Annotated in this window: 11 protein-coding genes; 8 read left to right on the top strand and 3 right to left on the bottom strand. The window is 68.4% G+C overall.

Annotated features, from left to right (window positions below; translation table 11 throughout):
* Window positions 1–1,224, bottom strand: coding sequence for a glycosyltransferase family 4 protein (locus DBV35_RS22000; RefSeq protein WP_108662508.1), 1,224 nt, complete (start codon window positions 1,222–1,224; stop codon window positions 1–3).
* Window positions 1,225–1,291: 67 nt separating this feature from the next.
* Window positions 1,292–2,503, bottom strand: a complete 1,212-nt coding sequence (locus DBV35_RS21995; RefSeq protein ID WP_205648794.1) for a glycosyltransferase family protein — start codon at window positions 2,501–2,503, stop codon at window positions 1,292–1,294.
* Window positions 2,504–2,666: 163 nt separating this feature from the next.
* Here DBV35_RS21995 and DBV35_RS21990 point away from each other — a divergent pair, with 163 nt between their 5' ends.
* From DBV35_RS21990 to DBV35_RS21975, 4 genes are all read left to right on the top strand, one after another.
* Window positions 2,667–5,303 (top strand): ABC transporter transmembrane domain-containing protein, encoded by a 2,637-nt coding sequence (locus DBV35_RS21990; RefSeq protein WP_108662507.1) that lies wholly within the window; start codon window positions 2,667–2,669, stop codon window positions 5,301–5,303.
* A complete protein-coding gene (locus tag DBV35_RS21985) occupies window positions 5,300–5,758 on the top strand; it encodes a cyclic nucleotide-binding domain-containing protein (RefSeq protein ID WP_108662506.1) in 459 nt (152 codons plus the stop codon). The genes DBV35_RS21990 and DBV35_RS21985 overlap by 4 nt, the downstream gene beginning before the upstream one ends.
* Window positions 5,751–6,638, top strand: a complete 888-nt coding sequence (locus DBV35_RS21980; protein ID WP_108662505.1) for an MBL fold metallo-hydrolase — start codon at window positions 5,751–5,753, stop codon at window positions 6,636–6,638. Before DBV35_RS21985 ends, DBV35_RS21980 begins: the two co-directional genes overlap by 8 nt.
* A gap of 86 nt (window positions 6,639–6,724) precedes the next feature.
* Complete coding sequence (locus tag DBV35_RS21975) at window positions 6,725–7,492, top strand: SDR family NAD(P)-dependent oxidoreductase (protein ID WP_108662504.1); 768 nt, start codon at window positions 6,725–6,727, stop codon at window positions 7,490–7,492.
* Window positions 7,493–7,588: 96 nt separating this feature from the next.
* On the opposite strand, the gene DBV35_RS31480 is transcribed toward DBV35_RS21975, so the two are convergent.
* The gene (locus DBV35_RS31480) at window positions 7,589–8,917 is read right to left on the bottom strand and encodes a lytic transglycosylase domain-containing protein (RefSeq protein WP_211100025.1); all 1,329 of its coding nucleotides are present in this window, start codon (window positions 8,915–8,917) and stop codon (window positions 7,589–7,591) included.
* Window positions 8,918–9,131: 214 nt separating this feature from the next.
* Between DBV35_RS31480 and DBV35_RS21965 the strand changes: the two genes are divergently transcribed.
* The 4 genes from DBV35_RS21965 to DBV35_RS21950 all read left to right on the top strand — a co-directional run bounded on the left by DBV35_RS21965 (window position 9,132) and on the right by DBV35_RS21950 (window position 12,797).
* Window positions 9,132–9,746: a ribonuclease D gene (locus DBV35_RS21965; protein WP_108662503.1), complete on the top strand. Its 615-nt coding sequence runs from the start codon at window positions 9,132–9,134 to the stop codon at window positions 9,744–9,746.
* A complete protein-coding gene (gene lptC, locus DBV35_RS21960; RefSeq protein ID WP_108662502.1) occupies window positions 9,743–10,384 on the top strand; it encodes an LPS export ABC transporter periplasmic protein LptC in 642 nt (213 codons plus the stop codon). The genes DBV35_RS21965 and lptC overlap by 4 nt, the downstream gene beginning before the upstream one ends.
* Before the next feature lie 27 nt (window positions 10,385–10,411).
* Complete coding sequence (locus DBV35_RS21955) at window positions 10,412–10,978, top strand: LptA/OstA family protein (RefSeq protein WP_108662501.1); 567 nt, start codon at window positions 10,412–10,414, stop codon at window positions 10,976–10,978.
* Between the two features lie 280 nt (window positions 10,979–11,258).
* On the top strand, window positions 11,259–12,797 hold the full coding sequence (locus DBV35_RS21950; protein ID WP_108662500.1) for a 2-isopropylmalate synthase: 1,539 nt from the start codon (window positions 11,259–11,261) through the stop codon (window positions 12,795–12,797).
* Window positions 12,798–12,940 lie beyond the last annotated feature (143 nt).

The raw sequence follows: 12,940 nt of genomic DNA, 5'->3' as shown, positions 1-12,940 counted from the left end.
CTACGCCGCCTCGCGCAGCCTCCCGTCGGCAAGGCGGCCGGCGAGAAAGGCGATCCCCGGATCCGGCGAGAAATGCGCCCGCACCCGCGCCGCGCCCGCCGCGCCGAGCGAAGCGCCGCGGTCCGGGTCGGCCGCGACCGTCGCGATCGCCGCCGCCAGCGCCGGCACGTCGCGCGGCTCGACCAACAGGCCGGTGTCGTCCGTCACGATCTCCGGTACGGCCGAGACACGGGTCGACACAACGGGAAGTCCCATCGCCATCGCCTCCATCAGGACGTTCGGCAGTCCGTCGCGGTCTCCGTTCTTCGCGATGCGGCTTGCGAGCACGAAGAGGTCGGCGCGCCGATAGGCGTCGATGACGCCAGAGCGCGCCTGCGCGCCGCGAAAGTCAATCCTGTCGCGAATCCCGAGGCCTTCCGCCAGTTTCTCGGAGCGGCGCACCCCGCTGCCACCCCCGATATGCTCGAAGCGCCAGTCGAGGCTGTCCGGCAGGCGGGCGAGCGCGCGGATGACGTCGTCGAGCCCCTTCTTCTCCACCGCCCGGCAGACCGAGAGGATCCGGAACGGCCCCTTCGCGTCCCGCGCCGGCGGCTGCGGGAAGCGGGAGAGGTCGAGCCCGTGATAGACGAGGGAGACCTTCGGCGTGTCGGCGAGCGTGTTGAGGAAGTCGGCGTTCGCGGCCGTGCAGGTCGCGCCCCATTCCGCGTCCGCGATCTTCTCGCGAAGGTCCCATTGCGGGGTCGTGTAGATGTCCTTCGCGTGGGCGGAGAAGGCGAAGGGGAGCCCGCGCAGCTTCGCCGCATAGCGCGCGACCGAGGCGGGCGTGTGCAGGAAGTGGACGTAGATCATCGCCACGTCGTCCGGCAGCTCGGCCGCGAGGACGGCCGCCTGGCCCCAGCGGCGGCGGCGGCTCGCCGAGCGGTCGCGGGCAAGGTCCGCCGCGCAGGCGGCCTCGGCCTCGGCGTAGCCGGGGAGCGTCTCGGCCACCGCGCGGCCGCGCGCGACGCGGGCCGGGTCGTCCTTCAGATATTCCGGCAGATAGAGGACCGGGGCCGTGATCTCGCGGTGGAGATCGTGAATGGCCCCGTCCGTCGGGTGGCGGAGCGAGACGATCAGGATGTCGAGCCCGAGGCGCTGAAGGCCGAGGATCTCCTGGGCGATGAAGGTCTCCGACAGGCGCGGATAGCCCTTCACGACGATCGCGATACGATGGCGCTCGGTCATGATCAGCGCGAGGCCGTCCGTGCGCGGGCGCGGCCTCGGCCGCGAAGAGTGCCGGCGTGCATCGGGCTCACCGCACGAGCGACAGGTTCGGCTTTCCGCGCGCGGAGGCGCGCAGGACCGACAGGGTGTGCTGGTTGATCACCTCGAGCCCCGAGAGGATCTCGCTGTGGCCGGCCTCGGAGGGGGCGGGCTGCTCGGGAAGGGCGGCGAGCGCGTCGATCATCACGTCGACATCCGGATAGGCGTCGATCGGCAGGCAGGTGACGAGGCCGGCCGCCTGCGCCTTGTGGGCGCGGATCGCCTGCTCGCGCCGCGGCACGATGCGCGGGACGAGGAGGGTCGGCTTATCGAAGGAGAGGATCTCGCAGAAGATGTTGTAGCCGCCCATGCCGACGATGGCGGTCGCCTCCGCCATCAGCCGCTCGATCACGGGGGTGAAGCGGATCACCTCGACATGGCGCAGCATGTCGGCGCGCGCCTTGAAGGCGGCCTGCGCCTCGGTCGGCATGAACGGGCCGAGGACCACGAGGGCGGGGAAGAGCGGGCGCTCATGCGCCTCGTAGGCGCGCAGCACCCAGTCGACGAGCTCCATGCCGTCGCCGCCGCCGCCGGGGGTGACGAGAATGAAGGGCTCCTCGCCGAAGGGCCGCGCGGTCGCGCCGTCGGCGGCCGGCATCTCGCGGCGCAGATAGCCGGTGAAGAGCATCTTCTCGCGCACCCGCTCCGAGACCTGGATGCCCTCGAGCGGATCGTGGATCTCGCGCCGGCCATAGACCCAGATGTCGTCATAGATGGATTCGAGCGCCCGTACCGCGTGCTTGCGCTCCCACTCGTCGGCGAGAGAGGCCGGGTCGTCCATCACGTCGCGCAGGCCGAGAATGAGGCGGCAGCCGCGCCCCTTCAGCATCTTCAGCGTGCCCTCGACCTCGCCTCGCAGGCCAAGCGGCTCCTTGTCCACGAGAAAAATATCGGGGTCGAACACGTCCGCGGTGTGCTCGATGATCGAGGCCCGCAATTTCAGCATGTCCTCGATATCGAGGCGCAGGGAGTGGGAGGAGTAGGCCCCGTTGCGCAGCTTGATGACGCCGGGGACGCGGACGAAGTCGACGCGGGAGCGGAAATCGAAGCTGCCGATGATGGGCGAGCCGGAGAGGATAATGACCGACAGGCGCGGCATCTCCTCCACCATGGCGTGCGCGATGGCCCGACACCGTCGCAGATGGCCGAGGCCGAACGAGTCGTGCGAGTAGATCAGGATCCGCGGGTGCTCGGTCGGCATAGGGCTGGCCATCCGGAAACCGACGCGACGTCCCCATGAACGCCACGCCCTAAATTTAAGCTATGCGACAGACGACGGTGCGGCGCAACAATCTCTAATTGTTTGAGCAATGCTCACGACAATGCTTTCCCACGGCGCAAGGCAGTGATAACGTCGCGCCCCGATGGAACGCAGCTTATTTGGATTCATTTGGCGCTACTCGAAGCGCCAGCAGATCGTCATCCTGGCGATGACGGTCATTTCTTTCCCCATTCTGTACATGACTTTGGAGCTTCCAAAGTGGATCGTAAATGACGCGATCTCGGGGAAGGACTTTCCGAAAAACTTCTTCGGCTTCGAGATGGCGCAGATTCCCTATCTGATAGGGCTCTGTTTCGTATTCTTGGGGCTCGTCGTCCTCAACAACGTCGTCAAGTATTTCCTCAACATCTACAAGGGTGTGTCCGGCGAAAGAATGCTGCGGCGTCTTCGCTACATGCTCTACAATTACGTTTTGCGGTTCCCGCTCTCTCGCTTCCGCAAGGTCTCGGGCGGCGAGATTATCCCGATGATCACCGCCGAGGTGGAAGACGTCGGCGTCTTCATCGGCGAGGCGATCGCGACACCGGCCTTCCAGGGCGGCACGCTGCTCGTCTACATCGTTTTCATCTTTGCACAGGACCCGTTCCTCGGGGCGGCCGCGATCTCGCTCTACCCGCTCCAGGCCTACGTCATTCCGAAGCTGCAGCGCCGGGTGATCCTGCTCACCCGCGAGCGCATCAAGAACATCCGCGCGATCTCGGAACGCATCGCCGAAACGGTGAGCGCCGCGCCCGACATCCACGCCAACGACACCGCGCGCTACCACCTGGCGGACCTGTCCGACCGCCTGTTCGTGAACTACCGGCTCCGCCTGGCGATCTTCCGCCGGAAGTTCATGATCAAGTTCCTCAACAACTTCCTCAACCAGCTCCCGCCCTTCTTCTTCTATTCGGTCGGCGGCGTCCTCGTCATTCGCGGCGACATGAGCTTCGGCGCGCTCGTCGCCGTGCTCGCGGCCTATAAGGACCTCGCGAACCCGTGGAAGGAGCTCCTGAACTGGTACCAGAACCTCGCGAACGTGACGGTGAAGTACCAGACGGTGGTGGAGAATTTTGATGTGGAAGACGCCATCGCGCACGAGAAGCTGCACCCCGAGGATGCCGACTCGATCACGCTACCGGACACCGAGATCAAGCTCTCCGGCATCAGCGTCAGCTCCGGCGGCAGCGGCTTCGCCCTCTCCGACGTCACGCTGAACGCCAAGCACGGCGACCATATCGCCGTATACGGGCGCGACGGGTCGGGCCGGACCGAGCTTCTCCTCGCCGCGGCGGGCCTCCTCCAGGTGACGGCCGGGCGCGCGACCTTCGGCGGCCAGCGCTATGAGGAACTGCCCCACACGGTCATCTCGCGCCATCTCTCCTTCGTCGGCAGCGACCCCTTCATCTTCAACGACACGATCCGCGGCAACGTGGTCTACGCGCTGAAGACGAAGCCCTGCCCGACCGAGGAGGACGCGGCGGACGACGACATGGCGAAGATCCGCAAGGCCGAGGCGAGCCTCACCGGCAACTCCCTGCTCGACGTGTCCGACCCGTGGGAGGACTATGAGCGCGCCGGCGTCGAGGATCCCGCAAAGCTCGACGATCGCCTCCTCCACCTCTTCCAGCTCGTCGGGCTCGAGGGCGACCTCTACAAGCTCGGCCTCGCCGCCCACCTCGACAGCGACCTGCAGCCGGCCTTCATCGACAAGATCATCGCCGCCCGCACCGAGGTCGCGCGCCGCGGCGCGGAAGACAAGAACTGGGCCGGCCTCGTGGAATTGTGGGCCTCGGGCGAGTTCAACAATTCGGCGACCATCGGCGAGAACACGCTCTTCGCCGTGCCGAGCGACCCGACCAAGAAGGTGTGGGACGCGGCGGCCGACCCGGTCGTCCTGAAGGCGCTGCGCGAGGCGGGCATCGCCGACATGCTCGTCGAGATGGGCGCGACGGTCGCGGCCACCATGATCGAGCTCTTCTCCGACACGGGCGCGGACGCCTCGCTGATCGGCGACCACTCCTTCATCACGACCGACGAGCTCCCCCTCTTCGAGCAGCGCCTGCGTCGCCATCGCCAGAGCGCGCAGAAGCCCCTCTCGAACGAGGACGTCGCCGCCTTCATCGGCCTCGCCTTCCGCCTCGTGCCGGGCCGCCACCGCATCGTGACGCTGACGCCCGAGCAGGAGAAGCAGCTCATCGCCGCGCGCGGTCCGGTCCACGCCGCGCTGAAGGACAATGAGGGCTACGCCCTCTTCGCCGAGGACACTTACATCGCGCCCCTGTCGATCGAGGAGAACATCCTCTTCGGCAAGCCGCGCGTCGACCGCCGCGGCGCGTCCGACCGGATCGACGCCTTCCTGCGCGACACGGTGAACGAGCTCGGACTGCGCGAGGCGATCGCCCGCGCGGGCCTCAATTTCGAGGTCGGCGTCGCCGGCGGGCGCCTCTCCGCCTCGCAGCGCCGCCGCATCGGCCTCGTCCGCGCGCTGGTGAAGCGTCCGGACATTCTGATCTTCGATTCCGTCGCCGACGGCGATCGTGCGCTGATGTCGCGCATCGTGGAGGCCGGCAACGGCCACACCCTCATCGTCGGAACGGCCGATCCCCAGGTCGCGAAGCTTCTCGAAACCGTTGCAGTGATGCGTGATGGTCGGTTGGTCGCGACCGGAGGATGGGATAGCGTGCAACAGATCGCCATAGACGGGGCGTCCGTCGAACTTGAAAAGGAGGCGTCATGAGCCTCGACAGCGACGCCGCCGCGCTGCGCAAGGTTCCCCTCTTCCGCGGCGTCGACGACCAGAAGCTGAGACTGCTCGCCTTCATGTCGGAGCGCGTGCGCTTCGAAGCGGGCGAGAACATCGTCGTCGAAGGGGATTTCGGCGACACGGCCTACATCATCCTGTCCGGCAGCGCCGACGTTCTGATCTCGAGCGCACAGGGCGAGCAGCTCGTCGCGACCGTCGGCGAGAACGACTTCGTCGGCGAGATCGCGATCCTCATCGACGTGCCGCGCACCGCGACCGTGCGGGCCACCTCCGAGCTGATGGCCCTCTCGGTCTCGAAAGAACACTTCTTCAAGCTCCTCACGAACTTCCCGGACATGGCGGTCGAGGTGATGCGAGCCCTCGCCCACCGCCTCGAGCGGACGACGCGCGAGTTCGGCAAATTGCGAGCCGCTCTCGCCGATGGTTGAGCACGACGACGACACGCTTTCCCTCACCCTGTGGGGGGTGCGCGGGTCGATCCCTGCGCCGGGCCGCAACACGGTGCGCTATGGCGGCGAGACGGCGTGCTTCGAGGTGCGCGCCGGGCCCCACACGCTGGTCATCGATTGCGGGTCGGGCGTCAGGGCGTGCGGGCGGGCGCTGGCGCGCCGGGGACTCGAGCAGATCGACGTCATCTTCACCCACACCCACATGGACCACATCTGTGGCCTCCCCTTCTTCTGCCTCGCCTATGATCCGGCGGTGGAGGTCAATCTCTGGGGCGGGCACATCCCGCCCGGCGGCACGCTGGAAGAGATCGTCGAGCGGCTGATGAGCCCGCCGATCTTCCCGGTCGCGACCTCCGCGCTCAACAACACCCGCTTCCGCCGCTTCAAGGGCGGCAACCCCATCACCCTCGGCTCCGGCCTCACCGTCGCCTCCACGCGCCTCAACCATCCCGGCAATTGCTGCGGCTATCGCATCGACTGGCGCGGCTCCTCCATCGCCATCATCACCGACCACGAGCACGGCAATCCGAAGATGGACGCCGCCGTCGCCGAGTTCGTCACCGGCGCGGACGTGATGATCTACGACGCGATGTATCTCGACACCGAATATCCCCGCTTCGTCGGCTGGGGCCACTCGACGCCGACCCAGGCGCTCGCCCTCGCCGCCCGCTCCGGCGTCACGACGCCCGTCATCTTCCACCACGATCCCGACCGGACCGACGACGCGCTCGACGCGCTCGGCGCCGATCTCGTCCGCCAGATGCCGACCGCCGAGGTCGCGCGCGAGGGGCAGACGATTAGCCTGCGCGGCGGCGAGCGCATCCGCGAGAGCGTGAAGGGCATCGTCACCCCCGCCTGACCGGCCCGCCCGGCCCTTCCGAAAATCTCGACAGCGCTGCCGTTCTCCGTCACATCCATGCGACACGCACGAGGAGGGCGGGACCCATGAACATCAGCCAATCGTCCGTCGCGGTGGTGACCGGGGGCGCCTCCGGGCTCGGTGCCGCGACTGCGCGCCGCCTCGCCGCGGCCGGCGCCAAGGTCGCGATCTTCGACATGTCCGACGCCGCGGGCGAGGCCATCGCCGCCGAGATCGGCGGAATCTACGCCCATGTCGACGTCACCAGCGAGGAGAGCCTCAAAGCCGGGTTCGAGGCCGCCCGCGCCGCGCACGGCCAGGAGCGCATCCTCGTCAATTGCGCCGGCATCGCCCCCGTCGCGAAGACCGTCTCGCGCGGCGCGGCGCACCCGTTCGACATGTTCGCCAAGGTGATCGACGTGAACCTCCTCGGCACCTTCCGCGCGAGCGCTCTCTCCGCGCTCGGCATGTCGGAGGCCGACCCGCTGACGGAGGACGGCGAGCGCGGCGTGATCATCTGCACCGCCTCGGTCGCGGCCTTCGAGGGTCAGATCGGCCAGGCCGCCTACGCCGCCTCGAAGGGGGGCGTCGCGTCCCTCACCCTGCCGCTCGCGCGCGATCTCTCCCAATACGGCATCCGCGTCGTGACCATCGCGCCCGGCCTCTTCGAGACGCCGATGCTGATCGGGCTCGGCGAGAAGGTGGTGAATTCGCTCGGCGAGCAGGTGCCCTTCCCCAAGCGCCTCGGCAGGCCGGACGAATACGCCCACCTCGCCGTGTCCATCGTGGAGAACCCGCTGCTGAATGGCGGCGTCATCCGCCTCGACGGCGCGATCCGGATGGCTCCACGCTGACGGCGCACGCGGCGCCGCCGATGGCAGGATGCTCCATCTTGTTGATCACGAGCACCTGTTTCCCGCTCAAGTGGTTCCACTTGAGCGGGACGCGCTCTACCCGTTCTTGACGACGACGCAGGGCGACAGCGCCTGCGTGATGCGCCGGCAGAGCGCGGCGGCCTCCGCCCGGCTCCCGGCGGCGAACTGCACGGCATGGATCGGCCGCCGCCCGCGCGCGGCGAAGCGGCGGACGATCACCGTCGGCCCCTTCTCCACGAGGTCGCCCGGCAGGCGGCTCTTCAGCCGGGCATACTGGCGCATCGCGATGGCGCGCTGGGTGTGGCCGGCGACCTGCGCGCCCCACGGGGTCCACGCGGTCGAGGTCCCGGCCGGCGGCGCCACCGCGCGCGTGCGGCCGAGCCGTGCGACAAGCTCCGGGCAGTCGACCCGCATCGGCCGGTAGTCGGGCCGCGGCCGGGGCGGCAGCGGCACGAGGAGGGCCGAGCGCGCCGGCGCCACCACCCCGTCGGCGAGCGAGTCGATCATCGCGCGCGGATGCATCGCGGCGATGAGGAGGCGCGCGACCATGCCCGTGTCCGCCAGGGCCGGCCGGACCTCTCCCTCCGCCTTGTCCGTCTCTTCCGTCTGCGCCGCCTCCGCGGACCGCTCGGCGGCGGCGACCGCGAGCGCCATCCCCGTCACGATGCGCCCGGTCTCGGTCCAGGGCCGCACCGGCGAGGCGGAGAGGGCGAGGGCGAAGTCCGCTGCGCCGGGCGGATGCGGCTCGATCGGCAGGCGCGGCGCGAAGTCGGGGGTCCCGTCGTCGAGCGCGAAGCGCGCGGCGGTGTCGGCGATTCCGTCGGCCGCGCGCGCGGCCGCCGTCTGCGCCCGGCCCGCCCAATAGTCGGCCGACCGCCCGGTGATCGAGAAGACATAGTCGATCGTCTCGTAGGGGAGGCCGCCGATGCCCGCGACGAAGGGCGGCACCCGGTTCGGCCCGCCATTATAACCCGCCGCCGCGAGGCCCCACGAGCCGAAGCGGCGGCGCAGGTCGGCGAGGAAGGAGGCGGACGCGTCGAGCGCCTGCTCGGGATCGAACGGGTCCTTGAGGCCTCGGATCCGCGCCGTCCCCGGCATGAATTGCGCAATGCCCTGCGCGCCGACGGGGCTCACAGCCCCCGGATTGAACCGGCTCTCCTTCCAGATAAGGCGGATGAAGAAGTCGGCCGGGACGTCGTGGCGGGCGGCGGCCGACATCATCAGGCGGCACAGCGCCGCCACCTCCTTGCGCTCGTCCTTCGGAGCCTCCACTTGCACCTCTGCCGGTGCGTCGGGGTCCGCCTCGCAGCCGGCGCCGTTGTTTTCGCAGGAGTCGCTCTCGTTCGCCGCCGCCGGCCCGGCAATCTGGGCCAGGATCAGGGCCGCCAGGATTGTGATCGCCATGACACGGCGGGCGATAAATCGACCGAAACTGTCCGGAAATCGGGCCATACATTTCACCGGGGGTTCAAACCCGCAACTTTTCACGAATGTTGTTAAGGTTAGTTTCAAGTGCCTCGCATCGCAGGGGGCCCAAAAGGCCGTCCGCGATGTCGAACCATTGTCAAGGCCCCTTTCGATCGCCATGACAAGGCGTCGACTGAAGGAAGAGGATAGGGTGACGATCAGGCTTCACCAAGGCGATCTGCCGAACCCCGTCAAAGGGGTGCCCGCCATTGCCATTGATACCGAGGCCATGGGCCTCAACAATGGCCGCGACCGGCTGTGCCTGGTGCAGATGTCGAGCGGCGACGGCACGGTCGACCTCGTCCAGGTCCGCCGCGGCCAGACCGAGGCGCCGAACCTCACCGCCCTCCTCGCCGACCCGTCGATCGTCAAGATCTTCCACTATGGCCGGTTCGACATGGGCCTCCTGAAGGCCACCTTCGGCGTCATGCCGACGCCGGTCTACTGCACCAAGATCGCCTCCAAGCTCGTGCGGACCTACACGGACCGGCACGGCCTGCGCGACCTCGCGCGCGAGCTGATCGGGGAAGAGATCTCCAAGCAGCAGCAGAGCTCCGACTGGGGCGCCGCGACGCTGACCGATGCGCAGAAGACCTATGCCGCGTCCGACGTCCTCTTCCTCCACCGCATCCGCGACCAGCTGAACCTCATGCTCGCCCGCGAGGAGCGCACCGCTCTCGCCGAGGCGCTTTTCGCCTTTCTCCCGACGCGGGTCGAACTCGACCTCGCGGGCTGGCCCGACCAGGACATTTTTGCCCACTCATGAGCGAAGTCGCCGCCTCCTATCCCGACTTCGTGTCGGACAGCCGCCTCAAGGAGCAGCGGCGCGCGCGCCGTCACTCCCGGCGGGTGCGGCGGCTGCGCATCCTGTTGCCGACGATCAGCGTCATCATCGTCGCCGGCCTCGTCGTCGCGGCGGTGCTGCCGAAGCTCGTGCCGCTGTCGATGCTCGCCGGCCTCAGCCTGACGGCGGACGGGCTCGTCATGAACGCGCCGCGCCTCTCGGGCCATCTCGGCGAGGGCCGGCGCTACGAGGTCGTCGCCGACCGCGCCGTGCAGAGCCTCCTCACCCCCTCGCGCCTCAGCCTCGAGGGCCTCGCCGTGAATTTCGATCTCGGCGATGATCAGAACGTCAACATTCACAGCGACCGCGCCGCCTATGACACCGGCACGGAGGTGCTCGACCTCTCCGAAGGCGTCTCGATCGTCTCCTCGGACGGGAACCGCGCCAAGCTCGACAACGCCACCGTCCTCCTCGGCGAGGGGCGGGTCGAGGGCGACGGCGGGATCGAGATCAACTCGCCGAGAGGCCGCATCCGCGCCGGCCGGATCGACGTCATCGACAGCGGCAACCTGATCCGCCTCACCGGCGGCGTGTCCATCACCATCTTCCCCGCGCCCTGAGAAACGGCCTCACGGAGACCTCGCCCCATGCTGCTTCCCCTCTTCCGCGTCGGTCTCGTCGCACTCCTCGTCGGCACGGCCGCCCAAATCGCCGGCGCACAGACGCTGCAAACGGGCTTCGCCGATTTCGGCTCCGACCAGACCTCGCCGATCGAGATCGAGGCCGACGAGCTCGAGGTGCAGGACCGCAACAACGTCGCCGTCTTCTCCGGCAACGTGACGGTCAAGCAGAAGGACGCGGCGCTGCAGACCGCGCGCCTCATCGTCCACTATGCCCAGTCGGCGCTGCCGAGCGATCTCGCCCGCGCCTCCGACGCGCCGGCCACCAACCAGAACCAGCGCATCTCCAAGCTGGAGGCGACGGGCAACGTCCTCCTCACATCCGACGGGCAGGCGGCGACCGGGGATTCCGGCATCGTCGATTTCGACGCCCGCTCGCTCTCCTTGAACGGCAACGTCACCCTCACCCAGGAGGGGAACGTCATCACCGGCGACACGCTGACCGTCGACCTCAACACCGGCATCGCGCGCGTCCAGTCGCGCTCGCGCGTGCGCGTGCTCCTGACCCCCGGCGGGCAGACGCCGAAGAACTGACGACGCGGGCAGGCTCCGAAGAACTGCCCCCAAGCCGCGCCATGGCACTGGTCAAAGGCGCGGCAGCGGTGTACAAGAACGCGCCATGACGAAGACCGAGCATCATATCAGCGCACGCGCGCCGGCCCTGCGGGCCGGGCTGCGGCCGCTCGGCATTCTCCTTCTCCTTACCAGCCCCTGAGCGTCGGCGGCCCGACCAAGCGGGCGCACGTTCAGGGGATGATCGAAGCGAAAATCGACCGATCATGCGGCCGGAAAGGCTGCCATCAGGGATGAAGCCATGAGCGAACACATCATCATTTTCGACACCACCCTGCGCGACGGCGAGCAGAGCCCCGGCGCATCGATGACGCTGGACGAGAAGCTGCAGATCGCGACCCTCCTCGACGAGATGGGCGTCGACGTGATCGAGGCCGGCTTCCCGATCGCCTCCGAGGGTGATTTCGAGGCCGTCTCCGAGATCGCGCGCCAGATCGAGAACAGCGTCGTCACCGGTCTCGCCCGCGCCATCCCCGTGGACATCGACCGCGCCGGCGAGGCCGTCCGCCATGCCCGCCGCCCGCGCATCCACACCTTCGTCTCCACCTCGCCGATCCATCTGCAGCACCAGATGAAGAAGACCGAGGAGGAGGTGCTCGAGATCATCGAGGCCACCGTCGGCCAGTCCCGCAATCTGTGCGACAATGTCGAGTGGTCGGCGATGGACGCGACGCGCACCCCGCTCGACTATCTCGTACGCTGCGTCGACGTCGCGATCCGCGCCGGCGCCACGACCATCAACCTGCCGGACACGGTGGGCTATTGCGTGCCGTCCGAGTACCGCAACATGTTCGAATATGTCCGCAACAACGTCGTGGACGCGGACAAGGCGATCTTCTCGGCCCACTGCCACAACGATCTCGGCATGGCGGTCGCGAACTCGCTGGCCGGCATCGAGGGTGGCGCGCGGCAGGTGGAATGCACCATCAACGGCCTCGGCGAGCGCGCGGGCAACGCGGCGCTGGAAGAGATCGTGATGGCGATCCGCACCCGCGGCGACGTGCTGCCCTACGCGACGAAGATCGACACGCGCCAGCTGACCCGCGCCTCCAAGCTCGTCGCGATGGCCTCCGGTTTCACCGTCCAGTACAACAAGGCGATCGTCGGCAAGAACGCCTTCGCCCACGAGAGCGGCATCCACCAGGACGGCATGCTGAAGCACGCCGAGACCTACGAGATCATGCGGCCCGAGGATGTCGGCGTGCGCGCGACCTCGCTGGTCATGGGCAAGCACTCCGGCCGCCACGCCTTCAAGCAGAAGCTGGCCGAACTGGGCTTCGAGCTGGGCGACAACGCCCTGCAGGACGCCTTCCGCCGCTTCAAGGACCTCGCCGACCGCAAGAAGCACGTCTATGACGAGGACATCGAGGCCCTCATCGAGGATCACATCACCGAGGAGAACGAGCTCGCCCGCGTGATGAGCCTGACGGTGATCGCCGGCACGGGCGGCCCGCAGAAGGCGATCCTGGTGATGGACGTCGGCGGCCGTCACGTGACGGAAGAGGCGACCGGCTCGGGTCCGGTCGACGCGGTCTTCAACGCGGTGAAGAAGATCCTGCCGCACGAGGCGAAGCTCTCCCTCTACCAGGTCCACGCCGTCACCGAGGGCACGGACGCGCAGGCCGAGGTGTCGGTCCGCCTGGAGCAGAACGGGCGCATCGAATCCGGCCGCGGCGCGGACGTCGACACCCTCGTCGCCTCCGCCAAGGCCTACGTCGCCGCGGTGAACAAGCTCTTGGCCCGCCGCCGCCTGCACGCGCAGGGCGTCAACGCGGCCTGATATCGAGAGCGGCCGGCCTTCCTGCGGGATAGCCGGCCGATCCTTCCCCGCACGCGCGGCCCGGCGACGCGCCCGGCGTCCGTTCGCGGGCATCATTCCCATACCCGGAAACAAATCCCACGCCGCGCGTTCTCCTTCGGAAG

The sequence above is a fragment of the Acuticoccus kandeliae genome (assembly GCF_003073115.1).
Note: the sequence above shows the minus strand (reverse complement) of the source record. Positions and strands in the feature narration are given on the sequence as shown.

Coding starts and splice junctions, on each gene's coding strand:
- DBV35_RS21950 (WP_108662500.1), top strand. CDS start 11,259: ATGAGCGAACACATCATCATTTTCGACACCACCCTGCGCGACGGCGAG.
- DBV35_RS22000 (WP_108662508.1), bottom strand. CDS start 1,224: ATGACCGAGCGCCATCGTATCGCGATCGTCGTGAAGGGCTATCCGCGC.
- DBV35_RS21975 (WP_108662504.1), top strand. CDS start 6,725: ATGAACATCAGCCAATCGTCCGTCGCGGTGGTGACCGGGGGCGCCTCC.
- DBV35_RS21995 (WP_205648794.1), bottom strand. CDS start 2,503: ATGCCGACCGAGCACCCGCGGATCCTGATCTACTCGCACGACTCGTTC.
- DBV35_RS21990 (WP_108662507.1), top strand. CDS start 2,667: ATGGAACGCAGCTTATTTGGATTCATTTGGCGCTACTCGAAGCGCCAG.
- DBV35_RS21980 (WP_108662505.1), top strand. CDS start 5,751: ATGGTTGAGCACGACGACGACACGCTTTCCCTCACCCTGTGGGGGGTG.
- DBV35_RS31480 (WP_211100025.1), bottom strand. CDS start 8,917: ATGGCGATCACAATCCTGGCGGCCCTGATCCTGGCCCAGATTGCCGGG.
- DBV35_RS21955 (WP_108662501.1), top strand. CDS start 10,412: ATGCTGCTTCCCCTCTTCCGCGTCGGTCTCGTCGCACTCCTCGTCGGC.
- DBV35_RS21985 (WP_108662506.1), top strand. CDS start 5,300: ATGAGCCTCGACAGCGACGCCGCCGCGCTGCGCAAGGTTCCCCTCTTC.
- lptC (WP_108662502.1), top strand. CDS start 9,743: ATGAGCGAAGTCGCCGCCTCCTATCCCGACTTCGTGTCGGACAGCCGC.